The sequence below is a fragment of the Calothrix sp. CBUCES-K 9914 genome (assembly GCF_059640475.1).
The window spans coordinates 1-16,527 of the sequence record NZ_JBXXZH010000026.1 but is presented as its reverse complement, the minus strand read 5'-3'; the positions used below and the strand labels follow the sequence as shown (position 1 = coordinate 16,527).

Annotated in this window: 16 protein-coding genes and 1 pseudogene; 6 read left to right on the top strand and 11 right to left on the bottom strand. The window is 38.5% G+C overall.

Going from position 1 to position 16,527, the window contains the following annotated elements:
* Positions 1-103 precede the first annotated feature (103 nt).
* On the top strand, positions 104-667 hold the full coding sequence (locus AC2JBO_RS08385; RefSeq protein WP_496953176.1) for a hypothetical protein: 564 nt from the start codon (positions 104-106) through the stop codon (positions 665-667).
* A gap of 234 nt (positions 668-901) precedes the next feature.
* Here the strand turns inward: AC2JBO_RS08385 and AC2JBO_RS08380 are convergent, their stop codons facing one another.
* Entirely contained in the window at positions 902-2,302 is a 1,401-nt protein-coding gene (locus tag AC2JBO_RS08380; protein WP_496953175.1) for an amidase, read from the bottom strand.
* 313 nt (positions 2,303-2,615) lie between these two features.
* Here AC2JBO_RS08380 and AC2JBO_RS08375 point away from each other — a divergent pair, with 313 nt between their 5' ends.
* Complete coding sequence (locus tag AC2JBO_RS08375) at positions 2,616-2,780, top strand: hypothetical protein (protein WP_496953174.1); 165 nt, start codon at positions 2,616-2,618, stop codon at positions 2,778-2,780.
* A gap of 179 nt (positions 2,781-2,959) precedes the next feature.
* Here the strand turns inward: AC2JBO_RS08375 and AC2JBO_RS08370 are convergent, their stop codons facing one another.
* The 6 genes from AC2JBO_RS08370 to AC2JBO_RS08345 form a co-directional block, all read right to left on the bottom strand.
* A complete protein-coding gene (locus tag AC2JBO_RS08370; RefSeq protein ID WP_496953173.1) occupies positions 2,960-4,282 on the bottom strand; it encodes a proton extrusion protein PcxA in 1,323 nt (440 codons plus the stop codon).
* Between the two features lie 191 nt (positions 4,283-4,473).
* Positions 4,474-5,148 carry a carbonic anhydrase gene (locus tag AC2JBO_RS08365; RefSeq protein WP_496953172.1) on the bottom strand — a complete coding sequence of 225 codons (675 nt, stop codon included), beginning with the start codon at positions 5,146-5,148 and terminating at the stop codon, positions 4,474-4,476.
* Between the two features lie 234 nt (positions 5,149-5,382).
* The gene (locus AC2JBO_RS08360; RefSeq protein WP_496953171.1) at positions 5,383-5,541 is read right to left on the bottom strand and encodes a hypothetical protein; all 159 of its coding nucleotides are present in this window, start codon (positions 5,539-5,541) and stop codon (positions 5,383-5,385) included.
* A gap of 189 nt (positions 5,542-5,730) precedes the next feature.
* Positions 5,731-5,982 carry a sodium-dependent bicarbonate transport family permease gene (locus AC2JBO_RS08355; RefSeq protein ID WP_496953170.1) on the bottom strand — a complete coding sequence of 84 codons (252 nt, stop codon included), beginning with the start codon at positions 5,980-5,982 and terminating at the stop codon, positions 5,731-5,733.
* 429 nt (positions 5,983-6,411) lie between these two features.
* On the bottom strand, positions 6,412-6,993 hold the full coding sequence (tsaA, locus tag AC2JBO_RS08350) for a tRNA (N6-threonylcarbamoyladenosine(37)-N6)-methyltransferase TrmO (protein ID WP_496953169.1): 582 nt from the start codon (positions 6,991-6,993) through the stop codon (positions 6,412-6,414).
* A gap of 459 nt (positions 6,994-7,452) precedes the next feature.
* Positions 7,453-8,568: an FAD-dependent monooxygenase gene (locus AC2JBO_RS08345; RefSeq protein WP_496953168.1), complete on the bottom strand. Its 1,116-nt coding sequence runs from the start codon at positions 8,566-8,568 to the stop codon at positions 7,453-7,455.
* A 177-nt stretch (positions 8,569-8,745) separates the two neighbouring features.
* On the opposite strand from AC2JBO_RS08345, the gene AC2JBO_RS08340 reads away from it, so the two are divergent.
* The gene (locus AC2JBO_RS08340; RefSeq protein WP_496953167.1) at positions 8,746-9,402 is read left to right on the top strand and encodes a TetR/AcrR family transcriptional regulator; all 657 of its coding nucleotides are present in this window, start codon (positions 8,746-8,748) and stop codon (positions 9,400-9,402) included.
* Between the two features lie 180 nt (positions 9,403-9,582).
* Here AC2JBO_RS08340 and AC2JBO_RS08335 read toward each other — a convergent pair whose 3' ends face one another.
* The 4 genes and pseudogenes from AC2JBO_RS08335 to AC2JBO_RS08320 all read right to left on the bottom strand — a co-directional run.
* A complete protein-coding gene (locus AC2JBO_RS08335) occupies positions 9,583-12,183 on the bottom strand; it encodes a CPBP family glutamic-type intramembrane protease (protein ID WP_496953166.1) in 2,601 nt (866 codons plus the stop codon).
* 195 nt (positions 12,184-12,378) lie between these two features.
* A complete protein-coding gene (locus AC2JBO_RS08330; protein ID WP_496953221.1) occupies positions 12,379-12,639 on the bottom strand; it encodes a hypothetical protein in 261 nt (86 codons plus the stop codon).
* Complete coding sequence (locus AC2JBO_RS08325) at positions 12,629-13,285, bottom strand: hypothetical protein (protein WP_496953165.1); 657 nt, start codon at positions 13,283-13,285, stop codon at positions 12,629-12,631. The genes AC2JBO_RS08330 and AC2JBO_RS08325 overlap by 11 nt, the downstream gene beginning before the upstream one ends.
* 224 nt (positions 13,286-13,509) lie before the next feature.
* Positions 13,510-13,860 (bottom strand): annotated as a pseudogene (locus tag AC2JBO_RS08320) (class I SAM-dependent methyltransferase); the annotation flags it as partial.
* A 30-nt stretch (positions 13,861-13,890) separates the two neighbouring features.
* Here AC2JBO_RS08320 and ada point away from each other — a divergent pair.
* From ada to AC2JBO_RS08305, 3 genes are all read left to right on the top strand, one after another.
* Positions 13,891-14,937: a bifunctional DNA-binding transcriptional regulator/O6-methylguanine-DNA methyltransferase Ada gene (gene ada / locus AC2JBO_RS08315; RefSeq protein WP_496953164.1), complete on the top strand. Its 1,047-nt coding sequence runs from the start codon at positions 13,891-13,893 to the stop codon at positions 14,935-14,937.
* 11 nt (positions 14,938-14,948) lie between these two features.
* On the top strand, positions 14,949-15,836 hold the full coding sequence (locus AC2JBO_RS08310) for a DMT family transporter (RefSeq protein ID WP_496953163.1): 888 nt from the start codon (positions 14,949-14,951) through the stop codon (positions 15,834-15,836).
* A gap of 141 nt (positions 15,837-15,977) precedes the next feature.
* Positions 15,978-16,199, top strand: a complete 222-nt coding sequence (locus AC2JBO_RS08305; RefSeq protein WP_496953162.1) for a hypothetical protein — start codon at positions 15,978-15,980, stop codon at positions 16,197-16,199.
* The last annotated feature ends 328 nt before the right edge of the window (positions 16,200-16,527 follow it).

Genomic DNA, 16,527 nt, shown 5'->3' with positions numbered 1-16,527 from the left:
GGTCATAATAGGTACTCATAAATTATTAAGTGGCAATCCGATTGTACGTAAAATAGCGTGCATCACTGGTATAAAAAGGCCAGCTTCACCACATTATGTCGGTATGAAATTCTTTCAAGAGAATTCAACGTGGACATTAGATATAGAGCGTTGTCCCTGTGACCTGGAGTTCATCAGTTATATTAAGGATTCAAATATTCAGGGCAAGAGCATCTTTCACTTTGGTACAGGGGTACACCATATTGTTGGACTAGAAAACCAAAAATCAGATGTACCAAATGAAATTATCGGAATTACAGCAGCGGCGCCAGAACACCAAGCATACGTCAAATTAGTGCTTCAAAATCCAGAGTTAGCAAAGTATTACAAAGTTATCTTCGCGGATATTTACACATTGACCGCTAACAGTTTACCAAGCTTCGATATTGTTAATTTATTCCATTTATGTGAATTCTACCTACCAGAAAACAGTAAGATTACTCATCAAAACGATGAATCTTTACTGGAACTCTTCACTAACAAACTCAATCCTGATGGCAAGATAATATTTTATAGCGGCTCGGCTGCTTGGGGACGCACGCAACCTATCATCAAATCGTTTGAAGAAGCAGGTAAAATCAAGAAGGTTGATGAGTATAAAAGCTTACTGATTTATACCAAAGCTTAAATATACTGCAAACGGGTAAAATATGGACTTATGTCAAAGTCTGGAGAAATGTTGCCCGACAGTGCTTTGCCTGGAAGCTTGTAAGCGGCTTGACGGAATTTCGATTATTTTGTCACAGACCACTACTGGTTCATGTCATTAGTTTTGGTGTGTTGTAGCATATCTGTCCCAGATGTGCGCTCTTGTCAGGCAAGACGCCGTGAGCCGACCAGAACTATTGACACAGACCACTACTTATATATTATCTAAATTTGGGCGCCTATTAATCCAGGGTTTTGCGGCTTCAAGTTGTGCAGCAAGACGAATTAAAGTAGACTCAGCAGCAGGTTTTCCGATGAACTGTACACTCATTGGTAAACCTTTACTATCAAAACCAACAGGAATTGCAATCGCAGGTTGACCAGTGGCGTTGGCAGGAGGACAAGGCGCCACCCAATGTAAAATATGGTCAAAAATATCTTCAGGACTCAAATGTGACCATTCACCAACACGGATAGGAGAATGCAGAAAAACTGGCATTAACAAAACATCAAAGTTGTCAAAAAAGCTAACAATCTGCCGTGAGACAATTTGCATTACTGCAACTGCTTTGAGATAGTCAACAGCGCTGTCGGTTTTTGAGAGTAACCAACGGTTGAGTGGTTGCAATGCTTCTGCTGGAATACTTCCTGCGGCAACACCGTTACGCCATATAATCTGAAATGGTTCAATTAAGCCGCTAAAATCGGGGCATTTTTCTTCTACAGTATGTCCTAGTTCTTCGAGTAATTTAACGGTTTGTAGAACTGCTTGCTTACAAGTTGCATCAGCTTCACCGATAGGTAAAAATTGTGTGGAGAAAGCTACTCGTAAAGAACCTGGTTGCTGTTTACTAGCTTCAAGAAATGAACATTCAGGACTCGGCAAATAATAAGGGTCTCCTGCGACGTTACCTGACATCACGTCAAGAAGTGCTGCTGCATCTGCAACTGTTCGGCCAATAGGACCATTTGTCGCGATGCCATGAAATTTATCTCCAGCAGGCCCTGGTGATACCCTACCGCGCGATGGTTTTATACCAAATAATCCACAGCAAGCAGCAGGTCCACGAATTGAACCACCTCCATCTGATGCTTGAGCAATGGAACATAACCCTGCAGCAACAGCAGCAGCGGCACCACCACTTGACCCACCGGAAGTATATTCAAGATTCCACGGGTTACGTGATGGTGGAAAACCCGTAGGTTCAGTGTAAGGAAAAGAACCTAGTTCTGAAGTAGCAGTTTTACCAAGAATGATGAAGCCGGCTTGCTTAATCTTAGCTATGGCAACATCATCGTATTTAGGAATATTGTTAATTAATGCTTTAGTTCCGTAACAACAAGGTATACCAGCAACTGAGTTGAGGTCTTTAGTTGAAATTGGAACGCCAAAGAATGGAGGTAAAGTAGTAGCATTTGCCAACGCTTCGGTTTTTGCAGTCGCATCAGCGATTGCTTGCTCTGCTGTAACTGTAAAATAACATCCAAGCAAAGGATTTAAACGCTTAATTCGTTCTAAGTACATTTCTACTACTTCTAATGGCGAAAGAAGGCGCCGACGAATCAAGTTCGCCATTTCAAGTGCGGGGGTAAAAGCTAAATCCAATGCGTTCATCGTCATCATACCGAAGCGCAAGCCTTGTTTGTATCTAAAAATTGATACCTATTTGTGTAAGACTCCTATTTTAATCGAAGTTATTGATTTGCAAACTAATCTTTATATATCTATCAAAGCATTTACTGTGTGATTAAATTGGGGGTGATTTGCAACGGATGCAACGGATAAGTTATTGTTTACAAACGAAAGTAGGGTGTGTGAAGGCTACTAAAATTTTGAAACGAAGCGCAGTGCTAGTAGCCTTCACGCACCTACATAAACATTCACTTTCTACCCAGCCAAGGCGGACATGAAGCAGTAGTACAAAAAAATGGCGCCTGCTTTTATCTATAAACAGTACTACCTGTTTACTCAACCAGTAGTACCATTTGATTGGCGCCTAAACGCTTTTATCCATAAACAGTGCTACCTGTTTACTCAACTAGTAGCACCAGTAACGGTTAGTAACTGGCTTCTACTGCTAAATCTTCAGTAAGATTAAAGTATTTTTTAAGACACAAGAGACGACTTGAAATACTTCTCAAATTCTTTATGTAATATATTTGTGTTACAAATTGAATTCTCTAATTGAATTTTTGAATATATAGTTACTATAAATTGCTTGAACGATGAAAAGAAGTTGACTGCACAGGCGAGACGCCTGTGCTACAGGGATTATTCGTTCATTTCTTTTAATGTTGCTAATGCTGATGGAGACAAACGACTGAGGTAGCGGAATATCCAATATTTGAATATGGTGTCTAATACAACTGGGAAGGTAGCAATAAATAGGAATATGGCACTACGGTTAGCAGGTAAACCTAAATGCTCTGCCATCCCTTCTAATAAAACTTCCCAACCATGCGGTGAGTGGAAACCTACGAAGATGTCGGTAAATAAAATAATCAGAAATGCTTTGGCACTGTCACTCAACCCATAAACCACATCGTCCATAAATGCTTTGAGAATTGCGATCTCGCGCTTACTTGTTGCAACTACAACTGCAAATGCTATCAGTGAAAAAATATCGGCGAAAACGTTACTAATTGCATTGTTGCTTTTATTTCTAAATTCTTCAGCTATCTCAATTGCTTTCTCTTTAACTTTTTCTGCTATATTTTCTGGAGTTAAGGTCGGCGCCTTCATGATAAAGCTTTCAAACTTCAGTCCCCGTTCATATATTTTCAGTTCTTCAAGCGCTTCATCCTCCATTTCGGTATTGATGAATATATGCGACTTGTTTTCACCCCACGCGCGTTCTACTACCGGACTGATGAAAAATTGCTTAGTTAGCAAATGCGTGATTAATGGTATAACTATTAACATTACTAAGAATTTCACTGAAGCTTGAGTTCGTTTTCGCGAAATTCTAAAATTCTTTACGTATTTCTCTTCTGCTTCAGGTGCAAAATCATCTCTGAGTCGCTTAAAGGTTCTTCCTATCGACCGTGGCAAAATTCCCGTTTTTTGTATCACGGGTTTAACTTGCATATTATCAGCATCCTGGTCTTGCGCTTTTTGCCTCTTGATAGGTTGCTGAACTATTTGAGGTTCAATTTGTGATGTTGGACTAGTAGTATTTATAATACTTGTAGTATTTGCAGTATCTGTGGGAATAATCGAGCTTGATGTTATAACTTCATCGTCTTGAAGGTACTTGGAGACTATTCCATCAATATACTTCAGTTTTACTAATATTTCTTGTTCAGGTATTTTGCTGACAGAGCGACTTAATCTAAATTCAACAAGTCTAATTCTTACAGTATTTAAATTATTATTTAATGTTGTCTGCCAATAATTCATAACGCTGTTGGAATAATCAGCAGATTCCAGAGATATTTTTTTGCCGCTAAAGTGTTTGTTTTCGATTTCTTGAATTTGCGTTGCTGCTTGATATGCGCCGTTTAACGCGCGTTCTGGTGTATTGGTAAACCATTGAAAGGCATAACGCCAAAAGTGTGTTATCTTATGGCGTAAAGTACCTGTATTTTTTGCCATCGAAGAAGACTTCAACGCCATAATATTATAGTGCTGTTTTCACATAGTTAGTTCACATGTCAGCTTTTATTGTAGAACATACTATTTTATTTTTGTCAAAATAATAGTGACGCTGGTAAGGTGCGTGACGTTAGCAATAACTGCGCTTTGTTGCGAGAATGTTAGTGGTGTCGCGCACCCTACATTATACTTTACTGAGCGTGAGCGCAAATCAGTGGGTTGAGTACGGGGAAGGGACGATTTTCCAAAGGTTTAAACTGACTGATACTAGCATCGTAAGCAAAAACCTCCCCAGTCTCGATTTCGTAAATCCAAGCATGGAGAGTTAGTTTACCGCCGTGAAGCTTGGAACGGATGATTGGATATGTTTCCAGATTCTCTATTTGTGTTAGTACATTTTGTTCGATAGCAATTTTTAATAGTTTTTCATTTGAACAACCTTCATAGTTGTCCAAAACTAGGCGCCGAGTTGACTCTGCGTGATTTTTTAACCAGTCATATACTAGTGGCATCTGTTGAGCAAGATTACCTATTTGAAGTAATCCCCGCATTGCACCACAGTGTGAATGACCACAAATTACGATATCTTTTATGCCTAACGCTCCGACTGCGTACTCCATAGCTGCACCTTCTCCACTATTCGAGGCGCCGTAAGCAGGGATAATATTACCTATATTACGAACAACAAATAATTCACCGGGTTGGCTTTGGGTGATTAAACAAGGGTCAATACGAGAATCAGAACATGTAATAAATAATACTTCTGGAGATTGACCTTGAGATAACTGCTCGAACATTTCACGATGAGACACGAAATAAGTATCGTGAAACTCATTCAGTCCTTCTATAATGCGTTTTATCGGCACAACTAAATTCCCCTTAATTACGATATGTCATATAAATTCACTGATTACTTCACCTCAGGCACTCTAATTTCCGTAAAATTTACCAATGAATATGTATTTATGAACGCTCCGAAGAATGTCCATGAACAGTGTAACTAATGCACAATCCATTTGGCATCAGAAATAATACATACACCACTGTATTTCTTAAGTATAGGCTTAATTTCTCCAACAACTTCTTTTTCTTTTTCTTGATCACAAGTACTGATTATATAAATATTGGTTGCTGCTGAGTTGTCGTTCGTCATCAATAACTTCTCCTCTGTCTCCTGTACCAGCTTTATCCAGAATTTTAGATACTTGTTTGAGTTCAAGAGAGTTCGTAATAATTTCGATACGTTTGATTGCTTCCATTTTTTGCTTTCGATTATAAATTTTCTATCTCGGCGAAAAAAGTAGCAATAGCTACAGAAATTTGAATGTTTTTAAATTCCGATTCCTATTGCTTTAATAATATTCATGTATAATGGAATCCCAATAATAATATTGAACAGAGAATTCTTTATCCTCATTACTTTTGAGAAATATTCTTACTAGCACAATTCAAACAATAATTGCAGGAGATTGCATTAATGCTAATGCAGCAACCATGTGTCCCCCAGGAGTTAGGTTAAGAACCTTGAGAAACGATTGAGCAGTTATAAAAGTCACAGCACTAATTGAACCATAGTAGCAGCAATGTCCGAGTGGTTGAGAAATCTCTAAATCAGATTTTAAGAAAATCGCCAACATTCCTAAAAAGAAAAATAGTACTGGCGGATTTAATATGTTTGAGAGAATGAGACTTGTATTCACTTTTAACGCTCCAGCTAGTTGCATCAATATATTTAAAAAACTTTCAATATAGACTGCACTCGTAGAAAGATTGAGAGTAACCTTTCGAGGGTGCCTTGTTTAAATTTCAAGCATTCTGCTTTATGCACATGGTAAATACCGCACTTTTAAAACTGTTTACGTATTTATTTATACTCTTGCCTCAATAATTACTAGAGTATTTTCTATAGTTAATATTACAAAATATTAACATTTGTAAGCAAATATATTCAACAGTTATGAAGTTGATGTGAAAATTGTATGTCAATCTCATGACATAATGACTATAAAATGTATTATAGATAAAAAAAATTTCAATACGTAAATTAGAAGAAATGGCTACAGTGATTACCGCAGCTACTGAATTCGGCTTAAATTCATCTAGCTGATTGTAATCAAATGTAGCTGATGCTACTTAATATCAACATTTGAAGGGTGCCCATTATTGCCAAATATATCTTCTTCATGTATTGCAGCATCTTCCATCTCGTTAACATAACCACTACGTGCGTTTGGAAAAGCATCGCAGTAAGGTACATAAGGCTTGATATCAAGAACGGGAGTTTGGTCAAGTAAATCAATTCCTTCGATGTGTAAAACTAAGCCATCTATTTTGAGGAGTTTAGGCGCCGATAAACCAATGGGGTTAGGACGATGAGGAGCGCGCGTAGCGAGTGTACCGCGTCGAACCCTTGCCCCGCGCGGTAAAATAACAGTTGGGTTCCAGTGGTGGTTAAGATGTAACCATGAAATTACCCAAATCCGCTCAAACCCTTCGATATCTTTAAGCGCAATCGTGGGTATGATATCGGAGAAAAGCTCGATTTGGGCGATAGCAGGCTGGTAATTTGCAGGAACACTACGAAGCTGTGACTGTCGAGGTGTACCATGACGTTCTTTGTAGGGAGAATGTACAACCCCAATTGAACGTAAAGTTATATCACTTGGAAACGATATAGATTGAATATAATCCTTGGGCGGAAATTTAGCCATATTCATTATAATCTTTTTACCATGTACAACTATAACTATTTACAAGCACCCAAATTGACATCTTACACCTTTAATCAGGGCGTAGGGTGGAATGGCACTTACTTAACGATGTTTATGGTGCGTGAAAGCACTGTATTTTGCGTGCTTATTGATTGATAGTAATAGCTTGAAAGCACCCTACCCCAATTTATTGGCTCCTCAAAATGCGTGAAATAGCACCATTCGGGCGTAGGATGTGTGAAGGCTACGAAAAAACTTCAACTAACATTACAAGACTTGTAGCCTTCACGCACCAAACAAGAATTGTGACTGTTGGTTATGCGGCGCCCCAAATTTGATTTTTCCCGTCACCAAGTAAGGTTTAACCATGCAAGAAAACGAAAATAGTGGACGAGAGTTTTATGATGCTGTTGTTCAATCTAATGCAAACGCAGTCAAACATTTGACAGCAAGTACAGTTTATGCTCTAAATGAATGAAAACTTGTAAAGCTATTAGCAATTACAGACTTCATTAACTTCATAAACTCATTTCGCAGTTTCACTGCAATAGGGTTTTCTAGCTCACCCATACGTCCAGACCGTAATGACTGCTCTACAATTGATTTCACGCGCGTCCATCTTTGTAACTCATACTGCTTGAAAGCTCTGATAATATCATTGGACTGTTGTAAGCATTTGGTAATAACTAGCGCGTCTTCCAATGCCATACACGCTCCCTGTCCTAATGTTGGTAACATTGGATGTGCTGCATCACCTAATAAAGTGATATTTCCTTTTCCCCAAGGTCGTGATGGTACACGGTCATATAAATCTGTTTGGATAATAGTAGCTTTATCGGTAGCTGTTATTAACTCTGGAACTGCGCGAAACCAGTCTTGAAATATTACTTCTAATTCTTGTTTCTGTCCTTGTTTCGTCTTAGCTGCTGCATACCAGTACATTCGATTGTTACCCAGCATCATAAAACCAAACCCTTTCCCACGTCCTAGAAATTCATGAATATAGCCAGGGCGATATTGATTAGGTATGTAATTAGTTAAGCCACGCCATGTAGTAAAATTACGGTAAATTGGTGGACTATCACCAAATAATGCTGCCCGTACCTGTGACTTTAAACCATCGGCGCCTATTAAAGCATCACCTTCATCGTGTAACCCAGATTTCATATAAACACGTACTTTGCAGTCATCTTGCTTAAATAGCTCGAATGTTTGACCTAAAGTGAACTCACATACATCGTTATTCCATAATAGTTTGTGCAAGTCCGCGCGATGAATACCTATAACAGGTAACTCAAACTTATCAACAGAGACGTTGACTAACTCTTTGCCGTCCTGGGTATTGAATTGGTAATTTGTTGTTAAACAACCATTACGAACTGCATCTTGAAGTAAACCTAATTCCTTAAGAACGTGAGTGGCATTTGCCCATAATGCAATTCCTGCTCCCACTTCTTTTAATTCTTGCGCGCGCTCGTAGACCCTTACATCAAACCCTGCACGATTTAATGCAAACGCAGTTGCGGCGCCTCCTATTCCACCACCAATTATGATTATTTTCTGAGTTTTTGCCATTTATTTGACTGACTTGTCAGTTTGTTATTATTAATCAAAGCAAGTTTTCGGTAAGTTTGTCAACTGACTGTTTGGTCTACTAAATTTTGTTTGTAACCAACAACCATCCGTTACATCCGTTACATCCGTTGCAAAAAAGGTTATACTAACTGACAGTCTGTTAGATTTATAGAAACTGTGCCGCGCAGAGCAAAAGCAGATAAGTCAAATACGAAACAAGTTCGGGATGCGGAAGCTACTCAAGCTGTAATTTTGGCAGCAGCAGAGGGGGAGTTTGCTGTTCATGGTTTAACTGCTGCTAGAACTGAAGCTATTGCTGCAAAGACTGGTGTGTCAAAATCAATGATTTACTACTACTTCAAAGATAAAGAAGGTTTATATCAAGCTGTTTTAGAACGTTCGCACGCGAATTTACTACATGTTACTCAACAATTGGATTCTGAGCTAGAGCTTTTGGCGCCTTCCGTTGCATTGGAGAAGTTTCTAGTTGCATTACTTGAGTGTGTGTCGCAAAACCCTAAGCTGCCGACGATAATGTTTCATGAGGCTGTTCAAAATCAAGGAAAGTACTACAAGTTTAGTAGTTCTGTAAATATAGATAAAACTTTAATGAAGATTTTAGATCGAGGTGTTGCAAGTGGTGACTTCCGACAGCTTGATTCTTTCCAAGTAGCGATCAACATTATGGGAACTTGCTTATTTTACTTTATAGGCGCCGGAAATATTCAGCAACATCCCCAAGGTCGGCGCCTGTTGAGTAAAGCAATGTTGGAGCAGCATATTACAGAAGCAGTTGCGTTTACCTTAGCAGGTGTAAAGAAACCGGGTTTGTGAAATCAAGATATTTTGATGTGTATATACACAACACATAAGTGCTGTTTATGAAGCGTCACAAACCACAATAATTAAATTGGCCTTTGTGGTTCATTCCTCCTCTTTGTACAGACGTGATTAAGCGCGTCTATACGTGTCTCTGTGGTAAAAAATAATGACTGCACAGGCAAGATGCCTATGCTACGTATTTAGCTTTTTCATCCCACCAAAAAACATTAACCAAATTACAACTACAACCCAGTGAATAATTACTATAACAAATAAAGAACCTGTAAGTACATAAGCAATTGTACAAGCAATTCCTAGTAATGCGGATAAACATAAAAATACACGATTAAAAAACGTTTTACTGGCTTGTTTATAAAAAGTACTGGCATTAATGGGATGATAAATTATATATAATATTAAGCTCAGTAATGCCCATAATGTCCAAGTTAACCAATTTGTTATTTCAATGGGGTGACGAAGCAGTAGGAGACGAAAGAATAATTCTTCTGAGATGGCAGGAAGAAATAAACATCGTAGTACTAATAAAAGTTTATCTGTATAGTTAGCTGACCAGATTTGTAATTGTAAAAATCCTGATTGTAGTCCGATTGGAAGAGCGATAATACCGTAAACTAATAATATTGTACCTAAAAATAACCAATCTTGCTGTGTGGGAATTTTTAAAGATGCTAATACACGATTGAGTAATATCGGTAGTGGAGATATTTCTGTGAAGGGTATTTTTATTTGTCCGAATAATATAGTCGGTGCCAGTGGTAATATATCTGGTTGCCATCCACCTATTTGATTTGTTCGTAATATTTGTAAACTGGCGCCATGCTTTAAAAACATTGTAGCTAAGTCATCATGTACTTGACGCGGCATTATAGTTCGCCATGTTGTTAAACTAGCCCAAATACTACTGTCTCGAAATACTCCTGTATTTTTACCTGTATTAGTTCCCGAAAGTACTCCAGTACTGCTTTGCCAGTCTTTACGTACTATACCTAATGGTGCTAGTTGTTTATCTAGTTCTTCACCAAGTTCAACAAGTTGCTTCCAACGTAAAGTCTGAGGGTCATTCTTGTGGGCGCCCAACCAAGTTTGAATTTGTGGTGTAGCTGCGACTTGGTTTCTAATTGCAACTATTGTGGCATAAAGTGCTTGGGCAGAGTCTTGTACACAGGACGTTGCAGGGGATACGGTGGCGCCACCTGTACCATCACCTACACGGTATCGTGCCATCATGACTTGAAGCTGCTGCTGTAATTCGTTTAATGGTGATATTTTAATGCCATCAAAATCATAATCTTTTGTAACCGGGTCAAATTTAATTAAAATATCTGAAACTGGACGAGTATACATCCAACCACGTTCTAAATTGCCCATATAATCTGCCCATGTATGAGTTCCAGCGATAATTCCATCTGGGTTATGGGCATATACTTGATGATATTTAATGTCGAAACGTAATTCATTTGTGAAACTGTCACGAATAACTCGTGCTACTCCAAAAGCAAAGTGTCCGGTAATAGTAAAAGGAACACCTAGTGCTTCTTTTTTGCGTCCACCGATACCACCAAATGAATGTAAAACAATAGCTTTGTCGTTTTGTTGCCATTGATATACACCTTGTGAAGAAGCAACGGGAGCTTTTGAAGTAGGAAAAGCTGGGGGAGTAAGTAGGGTAAGGGAGTCTTCAAATCCTACTAGTCCTCCTTGATATGGCAGGCTTGAAGCTGATTTTAATACATCAGAATTTAGGAGTACTGTGTTAATCTTACCCTTTTGTGCTGGTGTTCTATGCCAATGTTGGGTTTTTATATAGTCTAGTGCAACGTTTTCGTTCGTAATTAATTTATTGGGCTGAACTTGGAACAAACTCCTAGGTGCGAGTGCTTGGACTGTAAATACACCTTTTTTATCTCTTGCACCGTAAATATACCACCCATCTTTACCTGCGGGTGATTGCTCTATTAATAATGGTGTTGAACTTGATATATTACGTGTATCTATAACTTGTCTTGGAATCCTTATCGTACCTTCGGTGTTGTCAAAGTTTCCCGATGCTGGGTTATAGTGTGCGACTCGATAGTATTCGGGAATAGATTTTGATCTATTTTTTGAGCTATTTAATGATGTATCTGGCTCGATGATTTTGACTAAACCATAAAATCGACCAGTTGCTAAAATTGGTTCGCTCGCGATTTGTAATACTACTGTTCCTACACCTTCAGTGATAACTGTCGCATCATTTAGAGTCACTATTACATTATCATCAGGACGGGCGCCTGCTAAAGAACGCAATACACCAACATTACGAACACCATTTAAACGAGTTGGGTGAAGATTACCGTTTCGTTGACTTTTTATGGTGTCGGGTGTGAAATTTACATCGTGCGTTACTGCTTTAACGTAAGAAAGTACATCTTTATCATTTTTCCATTCCAAGCGGACGATTTTTCCAATTAAGTTATTTGCCTTGCTTGGTGCGTGTTGTACTTCCATCAATACCCAATCACTACCATCTTGCATTTTTTCTGGTGCTGGTAAAATTAATCTTCCCACCCAGGCGCCTGTTGGTCGATATAAATTACTTGATGCGTTTGAAGTGATAGGATAAAAACTAGGTTGACTAAAATCTTGTCGCGCACGTATTGCATAATCACTTTCACGTTGAACTGTCTGCTGTTGTCGAGGGTAAAATAGTAAGATGCTGACAGCAGTTAGAATTAGTACAAATAAAAATAATACAATTTTGAGTCTGGTTCGACTCGTTTTATATATAGCCACAAAGCCAAAATTTTATTTATCATCAAAATTATACCTACAGTTGGTTCAGTAGCAACGAGGCTGATGGTATATAATTTGTCTTTTGGCGCCAAATCAGAATGTTATGGAAATTACAATATTTCATCAACTAGAACAGTAGCACCTTCATAAAAATCGATGCTGATAATGCTTGAAGTCCAACCACTGTCCCGTGTATCACTGTGTCGTCCTAACTAATGTACCACCAATAGCATACACGGCATCATAACCAATCCTTTCAGCCCAAATTGCAGCATCAGATTGTTTAGCTTGCAAACGACGACTGGTTGCTAGTAAATCATTGCCTATCTCATATTCACCTGTTTCAACATTGATGGAGATTAGTTTTCCAATATTCTCTTGCGTCTCAACTTTGGAACGAATATCCTTTTCGTATAGCTCTTTATCGCGCTCTATAATTATTATATTACGAATTATAAAATGCCTGCCTTTGTGCTAAACTGCCTAATTGCAAATCTATAGTTAAAAATTCTCCAATATCGTCGGGTGTATATCTAGTTGCTAACGAAGCGCGTCTTGCTTTCAGGTTGGCAACTTCGGTATCAAGAATAGCACTAACTACTGGGTTGATTACTTCTTTGGGATTTTTTGGTGTGATGGATGCAACTCGGCGCCATAATGAGCGAATCTGATTTTCTGTAAATACCACAACCTCAGCATATGGAGTATGATATGCTTCGAGCAAGGAATTTTTAATTTCTAATGCAGCAATCTTGGAAACGAGCGCTTCTGTAACTATATTGCTTATAGCAGCGTTACTTTGTGGCTGAATTTCGTTGATACGGTTTCGTAGTGCCGCAATACACTCGTCAATTTCTTGTATAGTTTGATTGCTCGAAGTACGTTTTACATCTAAGGTTGCTCTTTCAACTTCCAGGTTTGCCAACTCCCTAAGCAATACATCAAGTTTGGTTTCTGGTTTAGAATTACCGTTTTGTAAAGAACGCTGTACTAGCATAATTGCTTCGCGCGCGAATGCTGGTTGAACAAGCGCAAACGCTGGAACTGTTACAGCTGTCATCCCTGTGACTGCTACAGCAATAATTGCCGCTTTGATCTGCATGTACTGCTGCGGTTTGGAGTAAAGGACTAATTTCCCTGGTTTTCTCTTCGGTCTACGTACTAACATCTTAAAATTTTAATATAGGTTTTTTTTACTATATATATGGATACTTCGCAGTGTAATCCGGAAATATCCTGTTTTATTTGACTATCTGCATTTACTTAACAGGCGCCAAATGTTTCCCATTCTAGCGTCCATTCTCAAGAAATGCGCGTTTGATTATGTCATATAGCTTTATATCCAACGCCTTTATACAAATATCCCGAAACCTTGGGTTCATTTTCCAAGTAAAATTCCTCTAATTTCACATTTTGGAACTGGTTTTCAACAAGTTGGCGAATATTGCGATTGAAATGACAGCCATCCGCGATAATTTTCTGTAACGGTGTCAAACGGTTTTGCCACACTTGCACTTTTGGTTCCCGACTCAACCCGTGTTCAAGAAAATGAAATCCTCCTCCTGGTTTGAGTACACGATAGACTTCCCTAAGTGCTTGCTCAACATTCGCAATACTACATAGTGTAAATGCACTAGCAACATTGTCAAATGAATTATCGTTTAACCAGCTATTCTCTATACAGCAACAAAACTTAGGGGAATGTTAATGGATGAAAAAGAGTACTGGCAGGCAGTTGTAGAAAAGAATCAACAATATGATGGCGTATTTTTTTTCGGCGCCCGTTCGACTAAAATATATTGTCGTCCCTCATGTTGCGCGCGCTTACCCAAACCTGAGAATATAGTCTTCTTTTCAAATTGCACAGCAGCAGAAAGTGCTGGTTTCCGTGCGTGTAAACGCTGTCATCCAAATGAAAGTTTTGTGTCAGACCCACATATAGAATTAATACGGCAAGCTTGTAATTTTCTCACAGCGCAACTGGATAACCCACCAACGCTTGATGAGCTAGCACAGAAATTTAGTATAAGTCAGTATCATTTGCAACGTACTTTTAAGCGTCTTGTAGGTATTACTCCAAAACAGTATGCAGAAGTGCAACGCTTACAACGCTTCAAGAAAGAATTAAAAGAAGGTGTAAATGTTACAAATGCATTATATGAAGCTGGTTATACATTGAGTAGCTGTGTATACGAGCAAGTAAATTCAAAGTTAGGAATGACACCTAAAAATTATCAACACGATGGTAAAGGAATGTTTATTAGTTATACAGTTGTTTCATCTTCACTTGGTTATTTATTAGTAGCGATGACCGAGAAAGGTGTTTGTGCTGTAAAGTTAGGAGATGATGCTGAAAAATTAGAACTTTTGTTGCAAGCTGAATTTAGAAAAGCAGAAATTCAGCGTGATGATACTGCACATCAAGAATGGATACAAGCAATACTCGTATTTATTGCAGCTGAACAACCGCATTTGAATTTACCTTTAGATATTCGTGGAACTGCATTTCAAATCCAAGTTTGGCAAGCTTTACAGAAAATACCTTACGGAGAAACACGCACTTACCAAGATATCGCGCGCTCTATTGGTACGAATGCTGTACGCGCGGTGGGAAGTGCATGTGGCGCCAATCCTGTGGCATTAATTATCCCGTGTCACCGCGTTTTACGTTCGGATGGTAGTTTAGGTGGGTATGAGTGGGGGTTGGAGAGAAAACGGAAATTATTGGAACTGGAAAAAAAGCGATTGGTATAATAAAGGTGTTTATGCGAATTACAGATATATTCGAGCTTTTGTTGCTGTCTGCACTTTGGGGTGGTTCTTTCCTATTTTTACGGATTGCGGCGCCTGTTTTAGGGCCAGTTTGGTTAATCGAAGCGCGCGTTTTACTTGCTGGTTTGGTACTACTATTATTTACTGCACGTCTCGGTCTTCTGGATGAAATCCGCTCTAATGCAAGAAAGTTAATAATTGTTGGATGCATCAATACGGCTATACCTTTTGTACTATTTGCATTTGCATCAACGCTGTTACCTGCTGGTTACACTTCTATTTTGAACACAACAACACCGCTTTTCGGTATAGTTGTAGCATCCGTATGGTTGAAAGAGAAGCTAACATTCAATGCTATTGCAGGGTTTGCGCTAGGTTTTGGTGGAATAATTATCTTGGTAGGTTGGAAAAGCTTTTCGCTAACTCCATCTTTTATAAGTGCTTTCAGTGCAGCAATTATAGCATCATTTCTTTACGCAGTTTCGGCATCGTATACCCGAAAGTATCTACAAGGTGTGAATTCGTTTGTTGTATCAACGGGTAGCTTATTAAGTGCAGCCATTTTACTTATACCTTTATTACCGTTTACCGTTCCTGTTCAGGCGCCTACGACCAATGTACTATTAGCTGTGATTGTACTTTCTCTACTATCAACAGCTTTCTCTTATATTCTATATTTTCAATTGATAAGTAATATCGGTTCAACAAAAACACTTACCGTCACTTACCTAATTCCCATATCAGCAATGTTTTGGGGTGCTTTGATTTTAAAGGAAGATATTACACAATCTATGATTTTAGGATGTGTATTAATTTTACTGGGTACTACAGTCGCAAATGATTTGTTAAGAGTATTCCAATTAAAAAAATATCCCAAATAAATTCATGTAGGATAGGCGTCTCGCCTGTCCTACGGGATAATTGATTTCTTGGATTACTCTAAAAGTTTTTACTACCCTGCTAGTAGAACCTTTTTCAATAACTATAATAAAATGAGAAGTAGGAGGTTTTACCATTTTACCATGACAACTGCTCAAGAAATTTATACACATATTCTTCGTACTTTACCACCAACTGAGCGATTGCGTTTAGCAAATCTTATTCTTAACGATTTAGTTGACCAAAACCTTTCTATAATTGACAAAAGTGATAGCTGGACAGAGCAAGATCAAATTGATGTAACAAACTTTTCTTTGCAATACGCTACTACGATTTCCCCTGAAGGTGAGGAGATTTTTGAGTGACGACGTTTAATTCTGGTGATGTGGTCACAGCTTATTTTCTTTAGTTTTATAGTCACTTTGCCAGCCTCAGCAAATGTGATAGTTATTGGACAATTATCAGAACATGATTGGAAAGAAGTTCGTGCTTGTGTGAAGACCGCGCTTGCTGAATTAAATAATTTATCTGCTCCGTAGTTAATGTGTTAAGTTTTGCTAGTTTCTATAATGTGACTGCACAAATCTGCTACTGAATTAATAGCTACTTAAAGTTTGGAACGGGCAAGGATGCCATTAGCGTCAAGTTAAGCTAAAACCTACTACGTCACCTCCAATTCGCAATTCGCAGTTC

Coding starts and splice junctions, on each gene's coding strand:
- AC2JBO_RS08370 (WP_496953173.1), bottom strand. CDS start 4,282: ATGGCAAAAAATACAGGTACTTTACGCCATAAGATAACACACTTTTGG.
- ada (WP_496953164.1), top strand. CDS start 13,891: ATGGATGAAAAAGAGTACTGGCAGGCAGTTGTAGAAAAGAATCAACAA.
- tsaA (WP_496953169.1), bottom strand. CDS start 6,993: ATGGCTAAATTTCCGCCCAAGGATTATATTCAATCTATATCGTTTCCA.
- AC2JBO_RS08360 (WP_496953171.1), bottom strand. CDS start 5,541: ATGGAAGCAATCAAACGTATCGAAATTATTACGAACTCTCTTGAACTC.
- AC2JBO_RS08310 (WP_496953163.1), top strand. CDS start 14,949: ATGCGAATTACAGATATATTCGAGCTTTTGTTGCTGTCTGCACTTTGG.
- AC2JBO_RS08305 (WP_496953162.1), top strand. CDS start 15,978: ATGACAACTGCTCAAGAAATTTATACACATATTCTTCGTACTTTACCA.
- AC2JBO_RS08345 (WP_496953168.1), bottom strand. CDS start 8,568: ATGGCAAAAACTCAGAAAATAATCATAATTGGTGGTGGAATAGGAGGC.
- AC2JBO_RS08375 (WP_496953174.1), top strand. CDS start 2,616: ATGGCGCCTGCTTTTATCTATAAACAGTACTACCTGTTTACTCAACCA.
- AC2JBO_RS08380 (WP_496953175.1), bottom strand. CDS start 2,302: ATGAACGCATTGGATTTAGCTTTTACCCCCGCACTTGAAATGGCGAAC.
- AC2JBO_RS08325 (WP_496953165.1), bottom strand. CDS start 13,285: ATGCAGATCAAAGCGGCAATTATTGCTGTAGCAGTCACAGGGATGACA.
- AC2JBO_RS08385 (WP_496953176.1), top strand. CDS start 104: ATGAAATTCTTTCAAGAGAATTCAACGTGGACATTAGATATAGAGCGT.